Origin of the sequence: Pseudomonas frederiksbergensis, from assembly GCF_001952935.1 — a bacterium.
GTDB classification, from domain to species: domain Bacteria; phylum Pseudomonadota; class Gammaproteobacteria; order Pseudomonadales; family Pseudomonadaceae; genus Aquipseudomonas; species Aquipseudomonas frederiksbergensis.
In genome coordinates, this window is sequence record NZ_CP018319.1 from 1,516,256 (window position 1) to 1,541,863 (window position 25,608).

22 protein-coding genes and 3 tRNA genes are annotated in these 25,608 nt (G+C 57.9%); 2 read left to right on the top strand and 23 right to left on the bottom strand.

Annotated elements, in window-relative coordinates; genetic code table 11:
* Positions 1-214: 214 nt before the first annotated feature.
* The 3 genes from ampE to PFAS1_RS07260 all read right to left on the bottom strand — a co-directional run bounded on the left by ampE (position 215) and on the right by PFAS1_RS07260 (position 3,883).
* Positions 215-1,051, bottom strand: a complete 837-nt coding sequence (gene ampE, locus PFAS1_RS07250) for a regulatory signaling modulator protein AmpE (protein ID WP_076028689.1) — start codon at positions 1,049-1,051, stop codon at positions 215-217.
* Positions 1,048-1,608 (bottom strand): 1,6-anhydro-N-acetylmuramyl-L-alanine amidase AmpD, encoded by a 561-nt coding sequence (ampD, locus tag PFAS1_RS07255; protein ID WP_074873686.1) that lies wholly within the window; start codon positions 1,606-1,608, stop codon positions 1,048-1,050. Before ampD ends, ampE begins: the two co-directional genes overlap by 4 nt.
* A gap of 64 nt (positions 1,609-1,672) precedes the next feature.
* A complete protein-coding gene (locus PFAS1_RS07260) occupies positions 1,673-3,883 on the bottom strand; it encodes a DUF1631 domain-containing protein (RefSeq protein WP_076028690.1) in 2,211 nt (736 codons plus the stop codon).
* A gap of 282 nt (positions 3,884-4,165) precedes the next feature.
* Between PFAS1_RS07260 and nadC the strand changes: the two genes are divergently transcribed.
* Positions 4,166-5,014 carry a carboxylating nicotinate-nucleotide diphosphorylase gene (nadC, locus tag PFAS1_RS07265; protein WP_074873682.1) on the top strand — a complete coding sequence of 283 codons (849 nt, stop codon included), beginning with the start codon at positions 4,166-4,168 and terminating at the stop codon, positions 5,012-5,014.
* Positions 5,015-5,064: 50 nt separating this feature from the next.
* On the opposite strand, the gene PFAS1_RS07270 is transcribed toward nadC, so the two are convergent.
* The 17 genes from PFAS1_RS07270 to rlmE all read right to left on the bottom strand — a co-directional run bounded on the left by PFAS1_RS07270 (position 5,065) and on the right by rlmE (position 21,023).
* Entirely contained in the window at positions 5,065-5,370 is a 306-nt protein-coding gene (locus tag PFAS1_RS07270; protein ID WP_074873679.1) for a DUF6388 family protein, read from the bottom strand.
* 136 nt (positions 5,371-5,506) lie between these two features.
* A tRNA-Thr gene (locus PFAS1_RS07275) sits at positions 5,507-5,579 on the bottom strand.
* Between the two features lie 139 nt (positions 5,580-5,718).
* Positions 5,719-7,824 (bottom strand): polyribonucleotide nucleotidyltransferase, encoded by a 2,106-nt coding sequence (gene pnp / locus PFAS1_RS07280; RefSeq protein WP_076028691.1) that lies wholly within the window; start codon positions 7,822-7,824, stop codon positions 5,719-5,721.
* Between the two features lie 197 nt (positions 7,825-8,021).
* Positions 8,022-8,291, bottom strand: a complete 270-nt coding sequence (gene rpsO, locus PFAS1_RS07285; protein ID WP_003176135.1) for a 30S ribosomal protein S15 — start codon at positions 8,289-8,291, stop codon at positions 8,022-8,024.
* Positions 8,292-8,408: 117 nt separating this feature from the next.
* The gene (gene truB, locus PFAS1_RS07290) at positions 8,409-9,326 is read right to left on the bottom strand and encodes a tRNA pseudouridine(55) synthase TruB (protein ID WP_074873678.1); all 918 of its coding nucleotides are present in this window, start codon (positions 9,324-9,326) and stop codon (positions 8,409-8,411) included.
* Between the two features lie 3 nt (positions 9,327-9,329).
* Complete coding sequence (rbfA, locus tag PFAS1_RS07295) at positions 9,330-9,731, bottom strand: 30S ribosome-binding factor RbfA (RefSeq protein ID WP_008149016.1); 402 nt, start codon at positions 9,729-9,731, stop codon at positions 9,330-9,332.
* Between the two features lie 159 nt (positions 9,732-9,890).
* On the bottom strand, positions 9,891-12,419 hold the full coding sequence (gene infB / locus PFAS1_RS07300; protein ID WP_076028692.1) for a translation initiation factor IF-2: 2,529 nt from the start codon (positions 12,417-12,419) through the stop codon (positions 9,891-9,893).
* Between the two features lie 27 nt (positions 12,420-12,446).
* On the bottom strand, positions 12,447-13,928 hold the full coding sequence (nusA, locus tag PFAS1_RS07305) for a transcription termination factor NusA (protein WP_008024459.1): 1,482 nt from the start codon (positions 13,926-13,928) through the stop codon (positions 12,447-12,449).
* Between the two features lie 47 nt (positions 13,929-13,975).
* Positions 13,976-14,434 (bottom strand): ribosome maturation factor RimP, encoded by a 459-nt coding sequence (gene rimP / locus PFAS1_RS07310; protein WP_010463487.1) that lies wholly within the window; start codon positions 14,432-14,434, stop codon positions 13,976-13,978.
* A gap of 138 nt (positions 14,435-14,572) precedes the next feature.
* A tRNA-Met gene (locus tag PFAS1_RS07315) sits at positions 14,573-14,649 on the bottom strand.
* A gap of 96 nt (positions 14,650-14,745) precedes the next feature.
* Positions 14,746-14,831, bottom strand: a tRNA-Leu gene (locus tag PFAS1_RS07320).
* Between the two features lie 22 nt (positions 14,832-14,853).
* Positions 14,854-15,237, bottom strand: a complete 384-nt coding sequence (gene secG, locus PFAS1_RS07325; protein ID WP_030128079.1) for a preprotein translocase subunit SecG — start codon at positions 15,235-15,237, stop codon at positions 14,854-14,856.
* A 4-nt stretch (positions 15,238-15,241) separates the two neighbouring features.
* Positions 15,242-15,997: a triose-phosphate isomerase gene (gene tpiA / locus PFAS1_RS07330; RefSeq protein ID WP_076028693.1), complete on the bottom strand. Its 756-nt coding sequence runs from the start codon at positions 15,995-15,997 to the stop codon at positions 15,242-15,244.
* A gap of 66 nt (positions 15,998-16,063) precedes the next feature.
* The gene (glmM, locus tag PFAS1_RS07335) at positions 16,064-17,401 is read right to left on the bottom strand and encodes a phosphoglucosamine mutase (RefSeq protein ID WP_076028694.1); all 1,338 of its coding nucleotides are present in this window, start codon (positions 17,399-17,401) and stop codon (positions 16,064-16,066) included.
* A gap of 16 nt (positions 17,402-17,417) precedes the next feature.
* Positions 17,418-18,269, bottom strand: a complete 852-nt coding sequence (gene folP, locus PFAS1_RS07340; RefSeq protein ID WP_008149024.1) for a dihydropteroate synthase — start codon at positions 18,267-18,269, stop codon at positions 17,418-17,420.
* Between the two features lie 8 nt (positions 18,270-18,277).
* Positions 18,278-20,191 (bottom strand): ATP-dependent zinc metalloprotease FtsH, encoded by a 1,914-nt coding sequence (ftsH, locus tag PFAS1_RS07345; protein WP_076028695.1) that lies wholly within the window; start codon positions 20,189-20,191, stop codon positions 18,278-18,280.
* Positions 20,192-20,393: 202 nt separating this feature from the next.
* Entirely contained in the window at positions 20,394-21,023 is a 630-nt protein-coding gene (gene rlmE / locus PFAS1_RS07350) for a 23S rRNA (uridine(2552)-2'-O)-methyltransferase RlmE (protein ID WP_008005470.1), read from the bottom strand.
* A gap of 105 nt (positions 21,024-21,128) precedes the next feature.
* Between rlmE and PFAS1_RS07355 the strand changes: the two genes are divergently transcribed.
* Positions 21,129-21,437, top strand: coding sequence for a YhbY family RNA-binding protein (locus tag PFAS1_RS07355; RefSeq protein ID WP_008005472.1), 309 nt, complete (start codon positions 21,129-21,131; stop codon positions 21,435-21,437).
* Positions 21,438-21,446: 9 nt separating this feature from the next.
* Here the strand turns inward: PFAS1_RS07355 and PFAS1_RS07360 are convergent, their stop codons facing one another.
* Genes PFAS1_RS07360 through carB form a run of 3 tightly spaced genes read right to left on the bottom strand, consistent with a single transcriptional unit; the run spans position 21,447 to position 25,574 of the window.
* Entirely contained in the window at positions 21,447-21,851 is a 405-nt protein-coding gene (locus PFAS1_RS07360) for an MFS transporter (protein WP_076028696.1), read from the bottom strand.
* 28 nt (positions 21,852-21,879) lie between these two features.
* A complete protein-coding gene (gene greA, locus PFAS1_RS07365) occupies positions 21,880-22,356 on the bottom strand; it encodes a transcription elongation factor GreA (RefSeq protein ID WP_019651075.1) in 477 nt (158 codons plus the stop codon).
* On the bottom strand, positions 22,353-25,574 hold the full coding sequence (gene carB / locus PFAS1_RS07370) for a carbamoyl-phosphate synthase large subunit (RefSeq protein ID WP_076028697.1): 3,222 nt from the start codon (positions 25,572-25,574) through the stop codon (positions 22,353-22,355). The genes greA and carB overlap by 4 nt, the downstream gene beginning before the upstream one ends.
* Positions 25,575-25,608: the final 34 nt, after the last annotated feature.

Consider the following 25,608-nt stretch of genomic DNA (forward strand, 5'->3'; position numbering starts at 1 on the left):
ATAGCTTAAATCGGCGGGATGTTTTGTAACTTAAGGTTAACGGCGAGATGCACACTTAGGACGATAGATACCCCTGTGGCGAGGGGGCTTGCCCCCGTTCGGCTGCGAAGCAGTCGCAGAACCTGATTGCACAGTTTGACTGGAAAAATGCTAGGGGCCGCTTCGCGACCCAACGGGGGCAAGCCCCCTCACCACAACGGAGTCCACTCCAGAACTAAGCAAGAACGGTCCACAGCGCGAAACCGGCGTACCAGAGCACTGCCGCGCGCAGCAGCAGTTCCCAGATCCGGTCGAGGCTGTTGATGCCGTCAGGCCCGACCATTGGCGCCGGAATTTCACCGGCCACCAAGCCGACCTTCTCGATCAATTGGGCGGCGCTGATGTTCCAATTCAGCAGCTCGTTCAACATTACCCGGCCGACTGCGACAAAGTTGCCGACCAACGCAAAACTCGCCGCCAACAGACGCACCGGCACCCAGTCGAACGCATGACGCAGTTTTGCGGCGCGCTCGAACACGGCCGGGGTCTGCCCATGTTCTTCGGCCAGGGCCAGCAGTCGATAGCTCAGGGCTGCGACCGGTCCCAGCAGGAAGTACCAGAAAATCACCGCGAAAAAGCTCTGATAAGCCTCCCACAGCAAATGCCCTTCGACCCGTTCCAGCAATTGTTCGCCGCTATCGGCGCAGATACCCACATCACGGTCCGCTACATGAGCGGCCGCTTGCAGGTCTTCCCGGCGCCAGGCATCGCGAAACGGCCCCAGACCGGCCAGCAGATCACCCCGGCCCAGACTGTAAATCACCACCAGCAGGTGCACCGGCAACGCCAGCAGACCGTAAGCCACCGGGTCCAGAACCAGTAGCAGCAAACCCAGCAATGCCACTGGCAACAACACCAGTATCACCAGGATCAGCCACGGACTTTTCGCCAGACGCGGACTGACCTCAAGCTTGTTCAGCTCGCGAACCCATCCACCATCGCGCTGAATCCGATGACGCAGGGCCGAGAATTTCTCGATCCAGACCGCCAACAGCAACACCAGAAAACTCATTGTTGTTCCTCTTTTGCCAGGGCGGCGCGATAGCGTGCCCAGTCGAATGCAGGCCCGGGATCGGTTTTACGCCCCGGTGCAATGTCGCTATGCCCGCAAATGCGCTCTGCGGTGATGGCCGTGAACGTGCTTTGCAGCTGCCGGGTCAGGGTCGTCAACGCTTGATACTGGGCATCGGTGAACGGCAGATCATCCGTGCCTTCAAGTTCAATGCCCACGGAAAAATCGTTACAGGTTTCCCGTCCTTCGAAACTCGAGACGCCGGCATGCCAGGCACGCTCAAGACAAGAGACAAACTGAGTGACGGTGCCGTCACGTTCGATCAGAAAGTGCGCAGATACACGCAGGTCGGCGATCCCTTCAAAGTAGGGATGTTCCGTGACATCCAGACGATTCTGGAAAAACGCCTGCACCTTGCCGGTGGCGAATTGCGCAGGCGGCAGGCTGATGTTGTGGATCACCAGCAGGGAAATTTCGTCCGAGGGGCGCGCATTGAAGTTGGGCGAGGGGCAAATATCTACGCCCTGACACCAACCGCTCGCGGGGTCCAACTGCATACAGGTTCCTTCAACGACGACTGTGTAGGCGCCCAGTATGCCGCGATAGAACCTCCGGGCGCGATCACTTGCCGTGATTGAGGCGCCGCAGGTTGCCGATCACCGACTCCAGCGCCCGGTCGAACAGCAAAGTGTCGTCCAGTGCGCGCACCGCGCCACGGCGGAATTCAAGCGCCAGGCCGGTGCGGCTGCGTTCCAGCACTTTCATCCCGGTGCGGTTGACGAAAATGTATTTGCCGGTGGCTTCAATGATCGCCGCCAGTTTGCAGCGAAGGGTGTTTTCCTCGTCTTCCTGAAACTCGACCCAGCCCCCCAACCGCAGTTGATCGACCTGAAGCAGGCCGGCATCATCTTCCGGCAAGCGCACTGACGCCGTATCGACCGGCCCTTCGTCGGCGGTTCGCAGGACGACTTCCTGCTGCACTTCGACCATCACCGGCGTATCGACAGACTGTGCAAGCTTTGGCCCTGGACGTTCGAACAGCTGAACGTGCAAGGCTTCCAGCTCACTGAAAAATTCGCTGGTGGCGAACGGATCGAAGGCCGAACGGCTCAGCCCGTCGCGCAACGACTTGAGCAAGCCAGGCACCAGCGCCAACAAGCGCTGGCTCGCATCGGGCTCATCATGACGCTGCACGCTCCAGATCAATTGCTCCATGGTCTGCACATCGGCGTGCCACTCGGCCGCCTGATCGCCGTGCTTGAGGCACGTCAGCAGCAACACCTGGCTCCACGCTTCCTGGACAAATGCCACCACCCGCTGCGGCAATACTTTGCCCAACAAGGCCTGATTCAGCACCTGTTCGACGCGCTGGCGGGCCAGTTCAGTCCTGGCGCGGCCTTCTTCGGCGTCGCGAGTGCGTTGCTCGAGCAGCTCACTGCGACGGCGTTCATCGCTGGTGAAGGCGAGAAAATCCGCGAGCATTTCGGAGAAGACCGCCGGATCATCGACAAAATCGTTGAGCAACCGTTGCACCACCTGCTCGATGCGCAGATACAGACTGCCGCGCTCATGGTCATCGCACTCCCCCCAGCCCATGGCGGCGGTGGCGATTTCATTGAGCAGGCGTCGGGCCGGGTGACTGCTGCGGCTGAAGAAGCTCTTGTCGAGCACCGCCACTTTCAGCATCGGTATCTGCAAACGGCCGATCAACGCCTTGAGCGAATCCGGCAGGTTGCGGTCATCGAGGATGCATTCGAAAAGCATGGCGATCAGGTTGATCACGTCTTCGTCGGCCACCCCGACCACGCGTGACTTGCCACTTTTAACACTGACCCGGGTTAGCAGCTCTTCGAGCTGGTTTCGCAGATCGAAGTCGTCCTGGGCTTCCGGCGCCGGCACGTATTGCTGCAGGTGCGAGAGCAGGCGCATCAGGTCACGGGTGGTAATCGGCTGTGTCTGGGCGCTGGCTTCAAGAGTGGGCGCGACACTGCCACGCACGTGAAGCAGCAACTCCTGCAACGCCGCGAAAACTTCCTGCACGCTGTCGTCGGTCGGCGGGCCACTGGCGCGAGTGTTGGCGTGAGCCGGCTCAGTATCAATGCCGGCCGCCGCACACTCCTTGACCCGGCGCGCAGGTGCAGGCTTGAGCTCAGGCAGAATACCGGTGGCGAGCAGCAACTGATTGGCTTCGGCGTAAAGCTGATTGGCATCCCTGAGCACATAGCGGTCGAACAGTTTGAGGATGATCAGCTTGACCTTGATCTCCACCCCCAGGTTGCGCCCGGCCTGCAAAAAGTACTCGCAGAGCATCGCCGGCCCCATGGGATTGTGCTGGTCGAGCAGCTCCCGGCCCAACAGTGCGCTAAAACGGGCGGTCAATTGGCCCAGGGTGAAACCGTCGCGGCTCAGCACTTTGCTGACCATCGCCTCCACTGCCACGCTGCGCTCCACGTCGTCATCGGGCAGTGCCACCGAGGCATCGAAGGCCAACGACTGGGGCAAGGCAGATTGAGTGCTGTCGTACTGGGTGAGACAGACAAATGCCTCGAAGAATTGTTCGAGAAAGCCGCGTTCGATGTTTTTGCGCTTGAGGCGCAAGTCGCGCATGGCTTCGAAGAACAGGTTCTGTTCGACGTCATCGCGGGCCCGGTCGGCCATTTCGAACAGCGTGTCGTCGGCGTTATCGAACAGTTCCTGCAAACCATGCCTGAGCTGTTGAGCGGCTTTGTCGCGAACCTGAAGCAGAATCACAGGCAGGCGGGCGAGCGGCGAGTGAGTCGCCTGGTCGGTAGCGACCTTGTGCAAAGGCACTACATTCCCGTCGTTGTGCATTCAGCCTCCTGAAACGGTGAGTCTTCGAAGTCGTCGATCCGAATCAAAGTCAAAGCCATGACGTCAAAAGCAAGGCGGATTATCTTGCAAAAGATGTCTCCTCTACCAGCAGACTCTGCGTTTCCTTTTGAAATAGACGCTCGTGGCAGCCGCTGACTTAGTACCGATTGCTCAGGCGAATCGACCAAATGCAGGTTTCAGAGCGATTGGAACGCCTCTGATGCCTTGGGTTGCCCAGCACCATGGCCCTATAATCGGGCCACTTTGTTTGTGGAGTCCGTTATGCCGAATCTACGTCTCGCCGATTTGACCGCCGAAATCGAAGCCAACGTGCGCCGTGCGTTGCTCGAAGACATCGGCAGCGGCGACATCACCGCACAGCTGATCCCGGCCGAACGCCTGGCCAAAGCCACGATCATCACCCGCGACGCTGCCGTCATCTGCGGCACAGCCTGGGTTGATGCCGTGTTTCGGCAGCTGGACCCACGTGTTGCGGTGCACTGGCAGGTGCGTGATGGCGAGCGGGTGAAACCCAATCAGGCGCTGTTCCACCTGGAGGGCCCGGCGCGTTCGCTATTGACGGGCGAACGCAGTGCACTGAACTTCCTGCAGTTGCTGTCTGGCGTGGCCACACGCGCGCAGTACCTGGCGGATTACGTTGCCGAGACTCAAGTGAAGTTGCTCGACACCCGCAAAACCTTGCCGGGGCTGCGTCTGGCGCAGAAATACGCCGTGACCTGCGGCGGGTGCCACAACCACCGCATCGGCCTGTACGACGCCTTCCTGATCAAGGAAAACCATATTGCCGCCTGCGGTGGCATCCCGGAGGCCATCAAGGCCGCGCACAAGATTGCCCCGGGCAAACCGGTGGAGATCGAAGTGGAAAGCCTGGAAGAGCTGAAGGAAGCCCTGGCGGCTGGTGCCGACATCATCATGCTCGATGAACTGAGTCTGGATGACATGCGCGAAGCCGTGCGTCTGAACGCAGGCCAGGCGAAACTGGAGGCCAGCGGCGGTATCAACGAAAGCACGCTGCTACCGATCGCCGAAACCGGGGTGGATTACATCTCGATTGGTGCGATGACCAAGGATGTGAAAGCTGTCGATCTGTCGATGCGCCTGAGCCTTTGATAACGCCTGTGTGAATGAAAAACGCCAGCCTCGTGAGGCTGGCGTTTTTGTCAGACCACCAGATTATTCATCTCGCAGTACTCTTCCCACTCGACACCCAACACCTCGGCAGCCTCCTTGTGCAGAACAAGGCGCGCAGCCTCGAACTCTTCAGGGGTTGAGGTGTACTTGAGCGTCAGCTCCCACGGCTGCAAGCCCTGGGACTCTGCCTCATCCTCGAACGCCCACTGGATCTGGTCTTTCTGATCGTCAGCGGGCAAGTCCTTGATCTCTTCGGCTAGCTGAGGCGACTCCGCCAAATACTTCTCCAGCGCTTTTTCGTGTCTGGCTTCTTGGGTCAATTCTTTAACGGTCATGGCGTTCTCTTTGATCTGGGGAATGGAAGATGGATCTGGATCATCAAGGATCTCTCTGACGCAAAAAACCGTTTGAAGCCCGGTTTGTCTGGCCTTCAGAACCATTCGGGATCATTTGAAAACAACGTGTCGCTCGTGCCCGAGACAGGAGTCGAACCTGCGACCTTCGCGTTACGAGTGCGCTGCTCTACCAACTGAGCTACACGGGCAGTGGGCTAAACCTAGCACTGACTTTGGGGTCAGGCAACTTCATGGCTCGTCTCATTTTTCTGCAGGCAAAAAAATGCCCCGCAGCTTTCACTGCGGGGCATTTTTTACAACGTTGAAGCGGTCAGGCGTGGGGAGTGATTAAACGCCCGAAGCCTTGGCTGCTGCTACGTCTTTGATGGACAGCTTGATACGGCCGCGGTTGTCCACGTCCAGTACCAGTACTTCCACTTCCTGGCCTTCTTTCAGGATGTCGGTCACTTTTTCTACGCGAGCGTCGCTCAGCATCGAGATGTGAACCAGACCGTCCTTGCCCGGCAGGATGTTGACGAATGCGCCGAAGTCGACGATGCGCTCAACCTTACCAACGTAGATCTTGCCGATTTCAGCTTCTGCGGTGATGCCCAGAACGCGCTGACGTGCAGCTTCAGCCGCTTCCTTGGTTTCGCCGAAGATCTTGATCGAGCCGTCGTCTTCGATGTCGATCGAAGCCTTGGTCTCTTCACAGATCGCACGAATGGTCGCGCCGCCTTTACCGATGACATCACGGATTTTGTCGGTGTCGATTTTCATCGCGATCATGGTCGGAGCGTTTTCCGACAGCTCGGTACGCGACTGGCCAATGATCTGGTTCATCTGACCGAGGATGTTCAGGCGCGCTTCCAGGGCTTGGCCCAGAGCGATCTCCATGATTTCTTCGGTGATGCCTTTGATCTTGATGTCCATCTGCAGCGCGGTAACACCTTTGGCGGTACCGGCTACTTTGAAGTCCATGTCGCCCAGGTGGTCTTCGTCACCCAGGATGTCGGTCAGGACGGCGAATTTCTCGCCTTCTTTAACCAGACCCATGGCGATACCGGCAACCGGTGCCTTCATCGGAACGCCGGCATCCATCAGAGCCAGGGAAGCGCCGCAGACCGAAGCCATGGAGCTCGAACCGTTGGACTCGGTGATTTCCGACACAACACGGATGGTGTACGGGAACACGTCGGCAGCAGGCAGCATGGCCTGAACCGAACGACGAGCCAGACGGCCGTGACCGATTTCGCGACGACCGGCGCCACCCATGCGACCACACTCACCTACCGAGAACGGAGGGAAGTTGTAGTGCAGCATGAACGGGTCTTTTTTCTCGCCTTCCAGGGTATCCAGCAGTTGTGCGTCACGGGCGGTGCCCAGTGTTGCAACTACCAGAGCCTGGGTTTCGCCACGGGTGAACAGAGCCGAACCGTGGGTCTTCGGCAGAACGCCGACTTCGATGTTCAGCGGACGTACGGTCTTGGTGTCGCGACCGTCGATACGTGGCTTGCCGTTAACGATGTTTTCGCGAACGGTGCGGTATTCGATTTCGCCGAAAGCCGCTTTGACTTCAGCGGAAGTCGGTTGGCCTTCTTCGCCGGACAGCTTGGCAACCACTAGGTCTTTCAGTTCGCCCAGACGAGCGTAACGGTCGGCCTTGATGGTGATGGTGTAAGCCTGGGAGATCGCCTCGCCGAACTCGGCACGGATAGCGCCCAGCAGTGCGGTGGCTTCTGGCTGTGGAGCCCAGGTCCAGGTCGGCTTGGCAGCTTCAGCGGCCAGTTCTTTAACGGCGTTGATCACCACCTGGAACTCGTCGTGAGCAAACAGTACTGCGCCCAGCATCTGGTCTTCGGTCAGCTCTTTGGCTTCCGATTCAACCATCAACACGGCTTCCGAAGTACCGGCAACGACCATGTCCAGGCTCGAAGCTTTCAGTTGTTCGTAAGTCGGGTTCAGCAGGTAGCCGGTGCTTTCGTGGAATGCAACGCGAGCAGCGCCGATCGGGCCATCGAAAGGAATGCCGGAGATGGCCAGCGCAGCCGAGGTACCGATCATCGCAGCGATGTCCGGATCGGTCTTCTTGCTGGTGGAAACGACGGTGCAGACAACCTGCACTTCGTTCATGAAGCCTTCTGGGAACAGCGGACGGATCGGACGGTCGATCAGTCGGGAAGTCAGGGTTTCTTTCTCGGAAGGACGGCCTTCACGCTTGAAGAAACCGCCAGGGATCTTACCGGCAGCGTAAGTTTTTTCCTGGTAGTGAACAGACAGAGGGAAGAAGCCCTTGCCTGGATCGGCTTGCTTGGCGCCGACCACAGTCACCAACACGCTGACGTCGTCGTCAACGGTGACCAATACTGCGCCGGAGGCCTGACGGGCGATACGGCCAGTCTCGAGGGTAACGGTCGACTGACCGAACTGGAATTTTTTGATTACCGGGTTCACGGTGTCCTACCTTCTTTTGTGGCTCTTGGGGAACTTGTCTTCTTGCGAAATTCTTGGGCAACGCCGGGAATCGGCCCGACTGTCATTGTCCAGGTAAAGCAGGTATCCAGATAAAACTTGAGGCTGGGAGCCTGCCATGCGCCAGCGGGAAACCCACTGACGTACGACAGCCAACCAACCTCTAGCGCAATCGCTTATTAGCGACGCAGACCCAGGCGACCGATCAGAGCCTGGTAACGGCCCAGATCCTTGCCTTTCAGGTAGTCCAGCAGCTTACGACGCTGGTTTACCATGCGGATCAGACCACGACGGGAGTGGTGATCTTTACCGTTGGCCTTGAAGTGACCTTGCAGCTTGTTGATGTTGTGGGTCAGCAGTGCAACTTGCACTTCTGGCGAACCAGTGTCACCAACAGCTTGCTGGTAGTCAGCTACGATTTGAGCTTTTTCTTGAACGTCGAGAGCCATGAGGCAATCCTTTTATCAGGAAACTGTTTCAAAGAAACAGTTTCAACAGGCCAGGGACAAATCCCTGTATCTAAAAATGAGTAGTGACCGTGCCTGTTAACAGCCACCCTCGTCCGGTCATTCTGACCGAATCAGTCGACGTGGCGCGATGCGCCCGTCTTCGCTCACTTCACCGATACCGATGAAGCGGCCATTGTGATCCTGTACCCGCACCATGCCGAACTTCGGTGCATCCGGGGCTCGTACCGGTTGGCCGTTAAGCCAGTAGAACGAGCTGTGCTCCGAGAACTGCAACAGTGGCCAATCCAGCAGGCCGCTGTCCGAGGGCATCAAAAAGCGATCGACCGCTTCGTTGCCGCCTTCGGCATGTACCGCTTCCAACTCTTCCAGGGTGACTGTCTGCGCCAGCGTGAAAGGCCCGGCCTGGGTACGTCGCAGTTCAGCAACGTATGCGCCACAACCGAGTTGCTCACCGATATCCTCCACCAGGGTGCGGATATAGGTACCTTTGGTGCAATCCACCGCAAGCCGCGCAGTATCACCTTCAAAGGCCAGTAATTCCAAGCGCGTAATAGTAACAGAACGCGGTTCGCGCTCCACTACTTCACCTGCCCGGGCCAGCTTGTACAACGGCTGGCCATCACGCTTGAGCGCCGAGTACATGGGCGGTATCTGGCTGATTTGCCCACGAAATTTCGGCAGTACCGCTTCGACATCGGCGCGACCAACGGTCACCGGGCGCTCCAGCAAAACTTCACCTTCGGCATCGGCCGTGGTGGTGGTCTTGCCCAGTTGCGCCAGGGTTTCGTAACCCTTGTCGGAATCGAGCAGGTATTGCGAAAACTTGGTGGCCTCACCGAAGCACAACGGCAACACGCCGGTGGCCAGCGGGTCGAGACTGCCGGTGTGCCCGGCCTTCTCGGCGTTCAGCAGCCAGCGAACCTTCTGCAACGCCGCATTGGAGGTGAACCCCAAAGGCTTGTCGAGCAGGATGATGCCGCTGACGTTACGACGGATACGTTTGACCTGAGCCACCGATTACTCCTTGGTGTCTTCGGCTTCTGCCGCAACCGGATGCTGATTGTCTTCAGCGACCGCACGTTCGATCAATGCCGACAGATGAGCACCACGCACGACGCTTTCGTCGTAGTGGAAGTGCAACTGCGGAACGCTGCGCAACTTCATTTCGCGAGCCAACTGCATGCGCAGGAAACCGGCGGCGGAGTTGAGCACCTTGATGCTTTGCGCGATATCTTCGGCGTTGTCCTGCCCCATCACCGTGATGAAGATCTTGGCGTGACCGACGTCACGGCTGACTTCAACAGCGGTAATGGTGACCAGGCCGACGCGCGGGTCTTTGACTTCACGACGGATCAGCTGTGCCAGCTCACGCTGCATCTGATCGCCGATACGTTGGGTACGGCTGTATTCTTTTGCCATGTCTTGTTACCTGTTACTGCCCCACGGTGAAACCCGAAGGGTCTGAAAGCGGCAAACGCCCGGCCTGACAAAAGCCAGACCGGGCGTTGCGTTTAGAGTCCTGACGATGCGCCGTGCATCTGCATGCGGCGGCTCATCGTGGCCCTTGAAGTGCGCGAGTTAGAGGCTGCGAGCAACCTGAACCTTCTCGAAGACTTCGATCTTGTCACCGACTTTGACGTCGTTGTAGCTCTTCACGCCGATACCGCATTCCATGCCGGCACGTACTTCGGAAGCGTCATCCTTGAAGCGGCGCAGGGATTCCAGCTCGCCTTCGAAGATAACGATGTCTTCACGCAGTACACGGATTGGACGGTTACGGTGAACAACACCTTCGATAACCATGCAACCGGCGATCGCGCCAAACTTCGGCGAACGGAACACGTCACGCACTTCAGCGGTACCCAGGATGTTCTCGCGAACATCGCTGCCCAGCATACCGGTGAGGGCTTTCTTGACGTCTTCGATGATGTCGTAGATCACGTTGTAGTAACGCATATCCAGACCTTCCTGCTCGACGATCTTGCGAGCGCCAGCATCGGCACGCACGTTGAAGCCGAACAGTACAGCGTTGGAGGCCAGCGCCAGGTTGGCGTCGGACTCGGTGATACCACCGACACCGCCACCGACAACACGCACTTGCACTTCGTCGTTACCCAGGCCGTTCAAGGCACCGTTCAACGCTTCCAGCGAACCACGGACGTCGGATTTGAGGACGATGTTGAGCGTCTTCTTCTCTTCCTGACCCATGTTCTCGAAGATGTTTTCAAGCTTGCCAGCGTGAGCACGGGCCAGTTTGACTTCGCGGAACTTGCCTTGACGGAACAGAGCCACTTCACGGGCTTTCTTCTCGTCAGCAACTACGCTCATCTCGTCGCCAGCGTCCGGGGTACCGTCCAGGCCGAGAATCTCGACAGGGATGGAAGGACCGGCTTCCTTGATTGGCTTGCCGTTCTCGTCGAGCATGGCGCGCACGCGGCCATAGTTCGAACCGACCAGCACCATGTCGCCTTGGCGCAGGGTACCGTCTTGAACCAGAACGGTAGCAACCGGGCCACGACCTTTGTCGAGACGCGATTCAACCACGACGCCACGGCCAGGAGCCGAAGGAGTCGCTTTCAGTTCCAGAACTTCAGCCTGCAGCAGAACAGCTTCGAGCAACTCGTCCACGCCAGTACCGACTTTCGCCGAAACCGATACGAACGGGGTGTCGCCGCCCCACTCTTCCGAAGTCACGCCGTGAACCGACAGTTCGCTACGAATGCGATCGAGATCGGCGCCCGGCTTGTCGATTTTGTTCACTGCAACAACCAGTGGAACACCAGCGGCCTTGGCGTGCTGAACGGCTTCAACGGTCTGCGGCATTACGCCGTCGTCCGCTGCAACCACCAGGATCACGATGTCGGTCGCCTTGGCACCACGGGCACGCATGGCGGTAAACGCGGCGTGACCAGGGGTGTCGAGGAAGGTGACCATGCCGCGTTCGGTTTCAACGTGGTACGCACCGATGTGCTGGGTGATACCGCCGGCTTCGCCAGCAGCTACCTTGGCACGACGGATATAGTCGAGCAGCGAGGTCTTACCGTGGTCGACGTGGCCCATTACGGTCACAACCGGTGCACGGGAGAACGCTTCACCTTCAAACTTCAGGGACTCGGCCAGGGAATCTTCCAGGGCGGTGTCGCTGACCAGGGTCACTTTGTGGCCCAGCTCTTCGGCAACCAGTTGGGCAGTTTCCTGATCCAGTACCTGGTTGATGGTCGCTGGAGTACCCAGTTTGAACATGAACTTGATGATTTCAGCAGCCTTGACCGACATCTGCTGGGCAAGATCGCCAACAGTGATGGTCTCGCCGATCTTCACTTCGCGCACTACAGGGCCGGTTGGGCTCTGGAAACCGTGAGCGTTGCGTTTCTTCAGCTTGGCCTTGCCGCGACCACCACGACGGAAGCCATCGCTTTCTTCGTCGGTAGTACGTGGGGCAACGCGTGGAGCAGGCGCTTTCTCTTTGACCGAAGCACGATGCGGAGCGTTTTTGCGCTCACCATCGCCACTGCCACGACGACTGTTATCGTCGGCACGTGGTTTGTCCGGACGGCGCTGTTCGTTCTGCTTGTTACGAACGTCAGCAGACGGCGCTGGTGCAGCCGCCACAACCGGCGCGCTTTCACGTACTGGCTCGGCAACTGCAGCAGGTGCTGCAACGGCGTCGTTAGTAGCGGATTGCGCAGCAGCAGGCTGGCGACGTGCGTCTTCTTCGGCGCGACGCTTGGCTTCTTCTTCAGCCTTCTGACGTGCAGCATTTTCTACTGCGCGACGTTCTTCCAGTTCGCGTTTGCGCTCGGCTTCGATTTCTTCCGGGCTGCGCTGTACGAAAACTTTCTTTTTACGTACTTCAACACTGATGCTTTTGCTGCCAGCAACACGCAATGTGCTGGTGGTTTTACGCTGCAGTGTGATCTTGCGTGGTTCTTCCACTTTCGCCTTGTGGCTGCTTTTCAAGTGAGTCAGCAAAGATTGCTTCTCACTGTCAGTCACATGTTCTTCGGCGGCGGTGTGCGGCAGACCTGCCTCACGCATCTGCTGCAACAGGCGCTCTACCGGTGTTTTGACCTCATCGGCCAGTTGTTTCACCGTGACTTGCGTCATGCACTTCTCTCCTCAGGCCGCGCCTAATTACTCGAACCAGTGGGCTCGGGCGGCCATGATCAACTTGCCGGCACGATCATCGTCAATGCCGTCGATGTCGAGCAGGTCGTCAATAGACTGCTCGGCCAGGTCTTCGCGGGTAATTACGCCGCGCACCGCCAGTTCCATCGCCAAATCCTTGTCCATACCCTCAAGCGAGAGCAGGTCTTCGGCCGGATGGGCGTCTGCCAGCTTTTCCTCAGTAGCGATGGCTTTGGTCAACAAACGATCCTTGGCGCGAGCGCGAAGCTCGTTGACGGTTTCTTCGTCAAAGCCGTCGATGTTGAGCATTTCTTCCAACGGTACGTAGGCAATCTCTTCCAGGCTCGTGAAACCTTCATCTACCAGCACCTGTGCCAGGTCTTCGTCGACTTCCAGCTCGTCGATGAAGTTGCGCAGGATGTCGCCGGTTTCTGCTTGCTGCTTAGCCTGGATGTCCGATTCGGTCATCACGTTCAGGGTCCAGCCAGTCAACTGGCTAGCCAGACGCACGTTCTGACCACCTCGACCAATGGCCTGAGCCAGATTGTCTGCGCCAACGGCGATGTCCATTGCATGGGCATCTTCGTCAACGATAATTGCCGCCACTTCAGCCGGCGACATTGCATTGATTACAAACTGAGCCGGGTTGTCGTCCCACAGGACGATGTCCACACGCTCACCGCCCAACTCACCCGACACTGCCTGGACGCGCGAACCGCGCATACCGATGCAAGCGCCTTGCGGGTCGATGCGTTTGTCCTTGGAGCGGACCGCGATCTTGGCGCGCGAACCCGGGTCACGGGATGCCGCCATTACTTCGATCAGGCCTTCAGCGATTTCCGGCACTTCGATGCGGAACAACTCGATCAGCATTTCCGGCGCGGTTCGCGACAGGATCAGCTGCGGGCCGCGGTTCTCGGTGCGGATTTCCTTGAGCAGCGCACGCAGACGCACGCCAACCCGGAAGGTTTCGCGAGAAATGATGTCTTCACGAGCCAGCAACGCCTCGGCGTTGTTGCCCAGGTCGACGATCACGTTGTCGCGGGTCACTTTCTTCACGGTGCCGGAGATGATCTCCCCCAGGCGCTCGCGATAGGCATCAACGACTTGAGCGCGCTCGGCTTCGCGAACTTTCTGCACGATGACTTGCTTGGCAGTCTGTGCAGCGATGCGGCCGAACTCAATGGACTCGATCTTTTCTTCGACTACATCACCAACCTGAGCACCAGGATGCGTTTCGGCAACCTTGCTCGGCCAGGTTTCGATGGCCGGATCGTCCAGGTCTGCTTCTTCGACGACCGTCCAGCGACGGAATGTCTCGTAAGCACCGGTGTGGCGATTGATTTCCACACGCAGATCGACTTCGTCCTCGAAACGTTTTTTGGTAGCAGTGGCCAGAGCCAGCTCCAACGCTTCAAAAATTACGTTTGCCGGTACGCCCTTTTCATTGGATACCGACTCAACAACCAGCAGTACTTCTTTGCTCATCGTACGCCTCGCCTTTCGCAAGCCATTGGATCCGCGGGATCCGCGTCTCAGTCAAAACTGGGAATAATGTTGGCCTTGTCGATCATATCGATCGGCAACAGGAACTCATGGTCTTCTACCTGCACCACGACGTCCTGCTCTTCTACACCGCGCAGAAGGCCCTGAAAGTTGCGTCGGCCTTCAAAAGGCGAGCGCAGCTTGATCTTCACTTGTTCACCGGCAAATTTTGCAAACTGCTCAATAGTGAACAGCGGGCGTTCCATGCCAGGCGAGGAAACTTCAAGGGTGTATTCAACGGCGATTGGATCTTCAACATCCAGAACACCACTGATCTGACGGCTGACAATGGCACAATCGTCCACCAGCACACCGCCCTCTTTATCGATATAAACGCGCAACATTGAGTGGCGACCTTGAGCCGAAAACTCAATACCCCAGCATTCATAGCCTAGGGCCACGACCACCGGGGCCAGCAAGGCCTGCAACTCTTCTAGCTTGCTCGACACCTGAACCCCCTCGTGCATGTATGTGCATGCTGTGCAAAATAAAAAAATGGGCGAAACGCCCATCCTTGAAACGCCGTCGAACAGCGGCGTTGAAAGTGTCCAGCTAACAAAAAGCCCCTTAAAAGGGGCTCCTTAAACTGGTTGCGGGGGCCGGATTTGAACCGACGACCTTCGGGTTATGAGCCCGACGAGCTACCAGACTGCTCCACCCCGCGACAAAGCTGGGGCGGAAGTATACGACCGATCCCTGACAGGGTCAATGTAACCTTCCACCTACAAGAAAGCCCGCTACTGCGGGCTCTCCTGATAATTGGTACCGAGAAGGGGACTCGAACCCCTACACCCTATGGGCACAACCACCTCAAGGTTGCGTGTCTACCAATTCCACCACCTCGGCAATACTACGTTTGAAACCCTTCTTACTTTTGCTCTTGAGCTGGAGGCACGTCAGTCGCTGGAGTAGCCGACTTTTGCTCTTGAAGCACCGGTACATCATCAGAAGCCGGTTGTTGCTTTGGAACTTCCAACACTGCTGGATTTGGCAAACCTACTTGAGTCAGCTCATGAGCCTTCTCTTTAGCAAAGTAACCTAACCCTAAGCTGGTTATGAAGAAACCGGCGGCAAGTATAGCAGTAAACTTACTAAGAAAGGTAGAGGAACCTTGGCTTCCGAACACAGTATTTGAAGCACCTGCTCCGAAAGACGCGCCAGCATCCGCACCTTTACCCTGCTGAAGCAATACCAGAGCAACTACGCCCAACGCACCCAGCAGATGAAAAACGACTACGACTGTTTCCAGCATTTTTTCAGTTTCCCGCGGCGCGACAAATCGCACCGAACTCATCTGCATTCAGGGAAGCCCCACCAATGAGCCCCCCATCGATATCCGGCATGCCGAACAGTTCGACCGCATTGGCCGCCTTCACGCTGCCGCCGTATAGAAGCCGCACACCTTGTGCGACCTCAGAATTCTCTGCCGCCAACTGAGCGCGAATGGCTGCATGCACATCCTGCGCTTGTTGCGGCGAAGCAGTCAGTCCGGTGCCAATGGCCCAGACCGGCTCGTAAGCGATTACTGCCTTTGCAAAAGCACCAACACCGAGCTCCTCTATGATACTGCCTAGCTGACGCCCGACAACCTCAAGAGTTTTTCCAGCTTCGCGCTCTTCAAGGGTTTCCCCTACGCACAACACTGGAATCAAGCCACAAGCCTGTGCCGCTGCGAACTTGCGAATCAGCATTCCGTCCTGCTCGCCCATTATCTGGCGGCGCTCGGAGTGCCCGACAAGCACCAGGGAACAACCTGCATCCACCAACTGAGCCGGCGAAACCTCACCGGTCAATGCACCTTGCATGGATTCCACCGCAGAATTCTGCGCGCCGACCGAAATCGACTTTCCTTCCAGGCCATCAATCACTTGATTGATATGCAAGCAAGGCGGGAATACCGCAACATCAACATCGCTCGGCAAGGCCAGATGACGAAGGCCATTGATCAGCTCAGCGACGCTGGCGCGGGTACCGTGCATCTTCCAGTTACCAGCTACCATAGGGCGACGCATGCTGTACCTCGTCGGTCAAAGTGGGCGCAGATGTTACCCAACACAATCATGGCTGGCAAGCCGAAATCAGGCAGAAACTTCAGTAACCAGTTTTGCCAGCTCTTCGGCATAGCCGCGAACCTGTTTTTCGTCCTCGCCTTCGACCATGACCCGCACCAGCGGTTCCGTCCCGGACTTGCGCAGCAGCACGCGCCCACGACCAGCCATGGCCTGGGTAACGCGCTCGCTTGCCTCTGTGACGAACGGGTGATCAAGAGGGCTCGCACCGCCGCCGAATCGAACATTGATCAGCACCTGAGGACACTTGCGCAGCGCCTGACGCGATTGCGCAAGCCCCTCGGAGCGAGTCTTCAGCGCCATCAATACCTGCAATGCAGCAATGATCGCGTCACCGGTGGTGGTGTGGTTGAAGCAGACAATGTGCCCCGAGTTTTCACCACCCACCAGCCAATTGCGCTCCAGCAACTCGGAGATTACGTACCGGTCGCCAACATTGGCCCGCACAAAAGGAATTGCCAGATCCGCCAGGGCCAATTCCAACCCCAGGTTACTCATCAGCGTACCGACCACGCCGCCCTGCAACTTGCCCTGCACATGCAGGTCGCGAGCAATGATGAACAGCAACTCATCACCGTCGACGACAGCACCGGTATGGTCAACCATCTGAACGCGGTCGCCATCACCGTCAAAGGCGATACCCAAATCAGCATGCTCGGCCAAGACGGCAGCTTGCAGCGGCTCCATATGGGTCGAACCGCAGTTTTCGTTGATGTTCAGGCCATTAGGATGAGCAGAAAGTACAACGACTTCGGCTCCCAGCTCACGGAATACACTCGGAGCCACCTTGTAGGTCGCGCCGTGAGCGCAGTCGATCACGATCTTCAAGCCCGCGAAACTGGTGCCTGTAGGGACGCTACTTTTGCAGAATTCGATATAGCGACCTGAAGCATCGTTGATGCGCGATACCTTGCCGATCTTGCTCGACTCAACCACGGTCATCGGTGTGTCGAGCAACTCTTCGATCATGTGTTCGACTTCATCAGGAAGCTTGGTGCCTTTCCCCGAGAAAAACTTGATGCCATTGTCATCGTGAGGGTTGTGCGAGGCACTGATGACGATACCCGCTTCGGCCTGGAAGGTACGCGTCAAGTAGGCGATGGCCGGTGTAGGCATCGGCCCCAAGAGCATGACATCGGCACCCGCCGAAGTAAGTCCGGCCTCGAGCGCAGACTCGAACATATATCCGGAAATCCGGGTGTCCTTGCCCACCAACACCTTACAGGCGCCCATTTTGCGGAACGCCATGCCCGCAGCCCAGCCGAGCTTGAGCATGAAGTCAGGAGTAATCGGATATTCGCCGACCCGACCACGAATGCCGTCGGTACCAAAGTATTTCTTAGTCATAAGTACTCCATCATTCTTATTCGGCTGATTCCACTGCAGCGATCATTCGCACCACATCGACAGTTTCAGCCACATCATGGACGCGCAATATACGCGCGCCCTTGACCGAAGCCAGCGCTGCAAGCGCCAGACCGCCATATAGACGCTCGCCAACCGGGCGATTCAAAGCCTGACCGATCATGCTCTTTCGCGAAACCCCGACCAACAGGGGCCGCCCCAAGGCATGCAAGGCCTCCATATGTTTGAACAAGCTTAAATTGTGCTGCAAGGTTTTTGCGAAGCCAAAGCCCGGATCAAGGATGATCCGGTCCGCTGTAATTCCTACCGACGCACACTGAGCCATGCGCTCGGCGAGGAACTCGCCCACCTCTTTCGTGACGTCCTGATACTGCGGATTATCCTGCATGTCGCCCGGCTCACCGAGCATATGCATCAGACAGACGGGCAGGCCAGTGGCCGCAGCCGCATCCAGAGCGCCATCGCGCCGCAGAGAACGCACGTCATTGATCAACCCTGCGCCAAGTCGTGCGGCTTCGCGCATCACAGCCGGGGTGGAAGTGTCGACCGAGATAATGACATCCAGCTCGCGGTGTATTCGCTCGACGACCGGAGCTACGCGCTCAAGCTCTTCCAAAGGTGAAACCACCCTGGCACCTGGCCGGGTCGATTCGCCACCGACATCAATCAATGTCGCGCCAGCAGCCACCATAGCCTCAGCATGACGCAAGGCCGCATCGAGCTGGCTATATTGGCCGCCATCAGAGAAGGAGTCGGGAGTGACATTGAGAATACCCATGACATGCGTCAGGGCTAAATCAAGAACCCGATTGCCGCAAGGCAACCGGGTCGAGGACTGAACAGAAGTCATTTCAAACCTTAAACGTCAGCAGCCGGACCGCCGATCGGTGTTTCCGGACGCGGATCCTGTGCCACCGGAGGCGTTCCGGAGCTACCGGCGCCGCCGCCTGACCAGTCGCGAGGCTCACGAGGCGTACGACCCGCCATGATGTCGTCGATCTGATCAGCGTCGATCGTTTCGTACTTCATCAAGGCATCAGCCATGGCGTCGAGCTTGTCACGGTTATCGGTGAGGATCTGCTTGGCCGTGCCGTAGCACTGATCAATGATGCTGCGTACTTCGGAGTCGATCAACTTGGCTGTCTCACCAGAGAAGCTTGCACCCTGACCGCCACCGCCGCGACCGAGGAACACCTCGCCCTCTTCTTCTGCGTACATCAACGGGCCGAGTTTTTCCGACAAGCCCCACTTGGTTACCATGTTCCGTGCAATCTGGCTGGCACGCATGATGTCGTTTGACGCACCGGTGGTGACGCCGTCGAAGCCTAAGGTCATTTCTTCAGCAATACGACCGCCGTACAACGAGCAAATCTGACTGATCAATGCACGCTTGGACAGGCTGTAGCGATCTTCTTCCGGCAGGAACATGGTCACCCCCAGCGCACGACCGCGCGGGATGATCGACACCTTGTAGACCGGATCATGCTCAGGCACGACACGACCAACAATTGCGTGGCCAGCCTCGTGGTAAGCGGTGTTCTGCTTCTCTTTCTCGGACATGACCATGGATTTGCGCTCGGCGCCCATCATGATCTTGTCCTTGGCCAACTCGAACTCTTTCATTTCGACGATGCGCTTGCCAGCCCGGGCCGCGAACAATGACGCTTCGTTCACCAGGTTAGCCAGGTCGGCACCAGAGAAACCAGGGGTACCACGAGCGATCACAGCCGGAGCGACGTCGTCACCCATTGGCACTTTGCGCATGTGGACTTTGAGAATCTGCTCGCGACCACGGATATCCGGCAGACCGACGACAACCTGACGGTCGAAACGGCCCGGACGCAGCAACGCAGGGTCCAGTACGTCTGGACGGTTGGTTGCAGCGATGACGATAATGCCGTCATTCATTTCAAAGCCGTCCATCTCTACCAGCAACTGGTTGAGAGTCTGCTCGCGCTCGTCGTGACCGCCACCCATGCCGGCGCCACGGTGGCGACCGACGGCGTCGATTTCATCGATGAAGATGATGCATGGCGCGTGTTTCTTGGCCTGTTCAAACATGTCGCGAACACGGCTGGCACCGACACCGACGAACATTTCGACGAAGTCGGAACCGGAAATGGTGAAGAACGGCACTTTGGCTTCGCCGGCAATCGCCTTGGCCAGCAAGGTTTTACCGGTACCAGGAGGCCCCACCATCAGCACACCGCGAGGAATACGACCGCCCAGACGCTGGAATTTGCCCGGATCACGCAGGAACTCGACCAGCTCACCAACCTCTTCCTTGGCTTCGTCACAACCGGCAACGTCACCCAAGGTGGTTTTCACCTGATCTTCGGAGAGCAGACGCGCCTTGCTCTTGCCGAAGCTCATTGGCCCGCCCTTGCCACCGGCGCCGCCCTGCATCTGCCGCATGAAGAACATGAACACGGCGATGATCACCAGGATCGGGAAGCTAGCGACCAGGAGTTGAGTCCAGATGCTTTGCTGTTCAGGCTGCTTGCCTTCGACTACGACATGGTTGTCCACGAGGTCGCCAATCAGCCCGTTGTCCTGGATTGCCGGACGAATCGTCTTGAAGCTGTCGCCATCGTTGCGTTTGCCGGTAATCACGTAGCCGTCAACCGCTACGCGCTCGACCTTTCCATCCTTGACCTGCTGGATGAAATCGGAATAGTTGAGGGTCTGCGGCTCGTTAGGGCTGGAGAAGTTGTTCATCACTGTCACCAGGACAGCCGCGATGATCAACCACAGGATCAGATTCTTTGCCATATCGTTCAATTAACTACCCTCTGAAGCAAGCTCCGCTAATGGCGCGCGCTTCGCATGATATTCACCGGCCTAACTTACTACATTACCTACGGCTCTGGCAGGCGCCGTCTGTAACCCTTTGTGAAACACTTTCTACACAATATTCGCTAATGCTCACGGGGCGAAATACGAAAAACCTATCGACCCGCAAAAAAACCTCGATTTACTCACTACGGCCGCGGTAGCCCCAAGCCAGCATGTATTGCTCGCGGGAACTGCCACGGGAAGAGTCCGGCTTGATCATCTGGACCTTGTCGAATTTCTGACGAGCGTCCTTCACGTAAGCATCAAACCCTTCGCCCTGAAACACCTTGATCACGAAATTACCACCCGGCTTGAGTATCCGAGCCGCCAGATCAAGAGCCAGCTCACATAGAAACATGGCTTTTGGCATGTCCACCTCAGGCGTACCACTCATATTGGGGGCCATATCGGAAATCACAAGGTCCACCTGCGAATTACCCACGGCTTCAAGGATCTGAGCGAGCACTTCGTCCTGGGTGAAGTCACCCTGGATGAAAGTCACGTCCGGAATGCTGTCCATTTCCAGGATGTCCGAGGCGATCAGACGCCCCTGACCACCGATCAGCCGACTAGTGACCTGCGACCAGCCGCCGGGCGCCGCACCCAGGTCGACAACGCTCATACCCGGACGGATCAGCTTGTATTTCTCCTGGACCTCCAGAAGCTTGTAACTCGCACGCGAGCGGTAACCATCCTTCTGCGCCTGCTTCACATAGGGATCATTGACATGTCTTTGCAGCCACTTAAGGCTTGTCTTGGAACGGGCCACAGGCCACCTCGAAAATAAAACGGGTCGTGATTAATTGGGCGGTCCCGGACTCGCTCGGGTAAACTGGCCGCCGCTTTTTACAAGATCAGACGCAGGGGTCAGATTATGCCGCTCACTCAAGAGCAGAAGAAACAGTACAAATCCATTGGCCACCATCTGAAACCAGTTTTGACTGTGGCTGACAACGGCTTGACTGAAGGTGTGTTAGCCGAACTTGAACGCGCGTTGGCGGATCACGAGCTGATTAAAATCAAGCTCAACATCCTCGATCGCGAGTCGCGCCTGGCGAACATTGCAGAACTGTGCAAGGTCGGCAAAGCGGACCTGGTTCAGGTCATCGGCAAGATGGCACTGATTTACCGCAAGAACTTCAGCGTCAACAAGCAGCTGTCGAACGTCCATCGCTTCAAGTGATGGCAAGGGTCAAGGGTGTGCTTCGCGCACCCTGCCACCCCACCCTGGCACCGGTTGCAACACCAGCACCAGCCCGGAAAAACCCAGAACAAGATAGCTGAACACCTGCCAACGCACGGCATCCGGCCAGCCAATACGCACCGCGACATACATCGCACACGCATACAGGGCCATCAGCAGCAGTTGCCCGCGAGTATCGCGCCATAGACTGGCAAGGCCCTCGGCCTGAACCAGCACCAAAGCCTGGAAGATCACACACGCTGCGGCGAACCCCACCATCAGCGCATCAAACATGCCTGCAATTTCGTCGATCAGCAGCGGCGCCAGGCCAATTTTGCCCAGCACCGGCAGCAGACCGATATGCAACAGCCACAGACCACCCACCCACAACATCTGAGCGAGCTGCCAAAGCATGGCGCCCGCACGTAGCGGGCGCCTGCGTTTAGATGTGGCGAACTTCGACAATCTCGTACTCGATAACGCCGCCAGGCGTTTTCACGGCAACCACATCACCCTCTTCCTTGGCAATCAAGGCGCGAGCCAGTGGCGAGCCGACCGAAATCTTGCCGAGTTTGAAGTCAGCCTCATCCTCACCCACGATGTGGTAAGTGACGCGCTCGTCAGTCTCGACATTGGCGATTTCAACGGTGGTGCCGAAAATCACTTTCCCGGTGTGAGGAATGGTCGTGACATCAATGATGACCTGATTCTGAATCCGGCCTTCAATGTCACGAATCCGCGCCTCAACCATACCTTGCTGCTCGCGAGCAGCGTGGTATTCGGCGTTTTCTTTCAAGTCACCCAACTCGCGGGCCGTACCGATGTCCTGGCTGAGCTTCGGACGGACGACCTTGGTCAGGTGAGCGTGTTCTTCTTCCAGGGCCTTCGCGCCCTTGACGGTCATTGGATACTTGATCATGCCTTCAATCCTGCGTGTAGATCCTGCAAGCGGCGCACGGTCTTCTCGGGACCGAACTTCAGCGCTTCGCAAATAGCCTCGCCAGCAGCAATAGTTGTGGTGCAGTAAATCTTGTGCTGCAAGGCATTACGACGAATGGAATAGGAGTCAGCGATCGACTGCCGGCCTTCGGTGGTGTTGATGATCAGAGTGACTTCGTCGTTCTTGATCATGTCGACCACGTGCGGACGCCCCTCGGTCACCTTGTTCACACGACGCACTTTCAGGCCTGCGGCTTCGATCAGCTTGGCAGTACCGGCAGTGGCGACCACTTCGAAACCCAAGTTGATCAGATCACGCGCCACGCCTGCAACCAGTGGCTTGTCGTCATCACGCACGCTGATGAACGCAGTTCCGCCGGTCGGCAGCACTTCGCTGGCACCCATCTGGGCCTTGGCGAACGCTTCGCCGAAGGTGTCGCCCACGCCCATCACTTCACCGGTGGACTTCATCTCTGGGCCCAGGATCGGGTCCACGCCAGGGAATTTGGCGAATGGGAACACCGCCTCTTTCACGCTGTAGAAGTTCGGAATGATTTCTTTGGTGAAGCCGATTTCCTTCAGGGTTTTACCGGCCATCACGCGAGCCGCGATCATTGCCAGGGAAACACCGATGCACTTGGACACGAACGGTACGGTACGGGAGGCGCGCGGGTTGACTTCGATGACGTAGATGTCTTCGCCTTGCAGCGCCAACTGAACGTTCATCAGGCCGACAACACCCAGTTCCAGGGCCATTTTCTTGACCTGTTCGCGCATCTCGTCCTGGATGTGTGCAGGCAGCGAGTACGGCGGCAGGGAGCATGCGGAGTCACCGGAGTGAACGCCAGCCTGCTCGATGTGCTGCATGATCGCGCCGATCACCACGTCGGTGCCGTCGCAGACTGCATCCACGTCCATTTCGATGGCGCAATTGAGGAAGTGGTCGAGCAGCACCGGGCTGTCGTTGGACACTTTCACCGCATCGCGCAGGTAGCGCTTGAGCTCTTCTTCTTCGTAGACGATTTCCATCGCACGGCCGCCCAGTACGTAGGACGGGCGAACCACCAGCGGGTAACCGATCTTGGCGGCGGCACGAATTGCTTCGTCTTCGCTGCGCACGGTGGCGTTTGGCGGCTGACGCAGGTTCAGGCGCTCAACCATTTGCTGGAAGCGCTCACGGTCTTCGGCACGGTCGATAGCATCAGGGCTGGTGCCGATGATCGGTACGCCAGCTTCTTCCAGGGCGCGAGCCAGTTTCAACGGGGTTTGGCCGCCGTACTGGACGATCACGCCTTTTGGCTTCTCGACGCGGCAGATTTCCAGCACGTCTTCCAGGGTCACTGGCTCGAAGTACAGGCGATCGGAGGTGTCGTAGTCGGTGGATACGGTTTCCGGGTTGCAGTTGACCATGATGGTCTCGTAACCGTCGGCGCGCAGGGCCAGTGCCGCGTGCACGCAGCAGTAGTCGAACTCGATGCCTTGGCCGATGCGATTAGGACCGCCGCCCAGGATCATGATCTTGTCGCGGCCCGTCGGTGCAGCTTCGCACTCTTCCTCGTAAGTCGAGTACATGTAGGCGGTGTCGGTGGCGAACTCGGCCGCGCAGGTATCAACGCGCTTGTAGACCGGGAAGATCTCCAGCTTGTGACGGTGGCGACGCAGAGCCTTCTCGGTCACACCCAGCAGCTTGGCCAGACGCATGTCGGAGAAGCCTTTGCGCTTGAGGCGGAACATCAAGTCGCGGTCGATGCTGGCCAGACCCAGGGTCTTGACCTTCTCTTCTTCCTTGATCAGATCTTCGATCTGCACCAGGAACCACGGGTCGATCATGTTCATGCCGAAGATGTCTTCGACCGACAGGCCGGCGCGGAAGGCATCAGCCACGTACCAGATACGCTCGGCACCCGGCACGGTCAGTTCGCGCTTGAGGATGCTCATGCTTTCCGGATTGCTCAGGTCGAGCTTCTCGTCCAGGCCGCAAACGCCCACTTCCAGGCCGCGCAGGGCTTTCTGCAGGGATTCCTGGAAGGTCCGGCCGATGGCCATGACTTCACCGACCGACTTCATTTGAGTGGTCAGGCGTGCGTCGGCTTTCGGGAATTTCTCAAAGGCGAAGCGTGGCAGCTTGGTCACGACGTAGTCGATGGACGGCTCGAAGGACGCAGGAGTAGCGCCGCCGGTGATTTCGTTCTGCAGCTCGTCCAGGGTGTAGCCGATCGCCAGCTTGGCGGCGATACGCGCAATCGGGAAACCTGTGGCTTTCGAGGCCAGTGCCGAGGAACGGGATACACGCGGGTTCATCTCGATCACGACCATACGACCAGTTTCCGGGCAGATGCCGAACTGGACGTTGGAGCCGCCGGTTTCCACGCCGATCTCACGCAGTACCGCCAACGAGGCGTTACGCATGATCTGGTATTCCTTGTCCGTCAGGGTCTGTGCCGGAGCAACGGTGATCGAGTCACCGGTGTGGACGCCCATCGGGTCAAAGTTTTCGATCGAGCAAACGATGATGCAGTTGTCCTTCTTATCGCGGACAACCTCCATTTCGTATTCTTTCCAGCCGATCAGGGATTCGTCGATCAGCAGCTCTTTGGTCGGCGACAGATCCAGACCACGGGCGCAGATTTCTTCGAACTCTTCACGGTTGTAAGCGATACCGCCACCGGTGCCGCCCATGGTGAAGGACGGACGGATGATGCACGGGAAGCCAAGCTTCTCGAGGACCGCGTTGGCCTCTTCCATGCTGTGGGCGATACCCGAACGCGGGCAGTCCAGGCCGATGGATTTCATCGCCTTGTCGAAGCGCGAACGATCTTCTGCCTTGTCGATGGTGTCAGCGTTTGCGCCGATCATCTCTACGCCGAACTTCTCCAGAACGCCTTCGCGCTCCAGGTCCAGTGCGCAGTTCAGAGCGGTCTGGCCACCCATGGTTGGCAGCAGCGCGTCTGGACGCTCTTTCTCGATGATCTTGGCAACGGTCTGCCACTTGATCGGCTCGATGTAGGTCGCGTCGGCCATGTCCGGGTCGGTCATGATGGTCGCTGGGTTGGAGTTCACCAGGATGACGCGGTAACCCTCCTCGCGCAGGGCTTTACAGGCCTGGGCGCCGGAGTAGTCGAATTCGCAGGCCTGGCCGATCACGATCGGGCCAGCGCCGAGAATCAGGATGCTTTTAATGTCTGTACGTTTTGGCATGGGTTTGTCACTCAAATCCGCAGGTCAGTCGGCA

Coding starts and splice junctions, on each gene's coding strand:
- ampE (WP_076028689.1), bottom strand. CDS start 1,051: ATGAGTTTTCTGGTGTTGCTGTTGGCGGTCTGGATCGAGAAATTCTCG.
- ampD (WP_074873686.1), bottom strand. CDS start 1,608: ATGCAGTTGGACCCCGCGAGCGGTTGGTGTCAGGGCGTAGATATTTGC.
- PFAS1_RS07260 (WP_076028690.1), bottom strand. CDS start 3,883: ATGCACAACGACGGGAATGTAGTGCCTTTGCACAAGGTCGCTACCGAC.
- nadC (WP_074873682.1), top strand. CDS start 4,166: ATGCCGAATCTACGTCTCGCCGATTTGACCGCCGAAATCGAAGCCAAC.
- PFAS1_RS07270 (WP_074873679.1), bottom strand. CDS start 5,370: ATGACCGTTAAAGAATTGACCCAAGAAGCCAGACACGAAAAAGCGCTG.
- rpsO (WP_003176135.1), bottom strand. CDS start 8,291: ATGGCTCTCGACGTTCAAGAAAAAGCTCAAATCGTAGCTGACTACCAG.
- rbfA (WP_008149016.1), bottom strand. CDS start 9,731: ATGGCAAAAGAATACAGCCGTACCCAACGTATCGGCGATCAGATGCAG.
- infB (WP_076028692.1), bottom strand. CDS start 12,419: ATGACGCAAGTCACGGTGAAACAACTGGCCGATGAGGTCAAAACACCG.
- nusA (WP_008024459.1), bottom strand. CDS start 13,928: ATGAGCAAAGAAGTACTGCTGGTTGTTGAGTCGGTATCCAATGAAAAG.
- secG (WP_030128079.1), bottom strand. CDS start 15,237: ATGCTGGAAACAGTCGTAGTCGTTTTTCATCTGCTGGGTGCGTTGGGC.
- tpiA (WP_076028693.1), bottom strand. CDS start 15,997: ATGCGTCGCCCTATGGTAGCTGGTAACTGGAAGATGCACGGTACCCGC.
- glmM (WP_076028694.1), bottom strand. CDS start 17,401: ATGACTAAGAAATACTTTGGTACCGACGGCATTCGTGGTCGGGTCGGC.
- folP (WP_008149024.1), bottom strand. CDS start 18,269: ATGACTTCTGTTCAGTCCTCGACCCGGTTGCCTTGCGGCAATCGGGTT.
- ftsH (WP_076028695.1), bottom strand. CDS start 20,191: ATGGCAAAGAATCTGATCCTGTGGTTGATCATCGCGGCTGTCCTGGTG.
- PFAS1_RS07355 (WP_008005472.1), top strand. CDS start 21,129: ATGCCGCTCACTCAAGAGCAGAAGAAACAGTACAAATCCATTGGCCAC.
- PFAS1_RS07360 (WP_076028696.1), bottom strand. CDS start 21,851: ATGCTTTGGCAGCTCGCTCAGATGTTGTGGGTGGGTGGTCTGTGGCTG.
- greA (WP_019651075.1), bottom strand. CDS start 22,356: ATGATCAAGTATCCAATGACCGTCAAGGGCGCGAAGGCCCTGGAAGAA.
- carB (WP_076028697.1), bottom strand. CDS start 25,574: ATGCCAAAACGTACAGACATTAAAAGCATCCTGATTCTCGGCGCTGGC.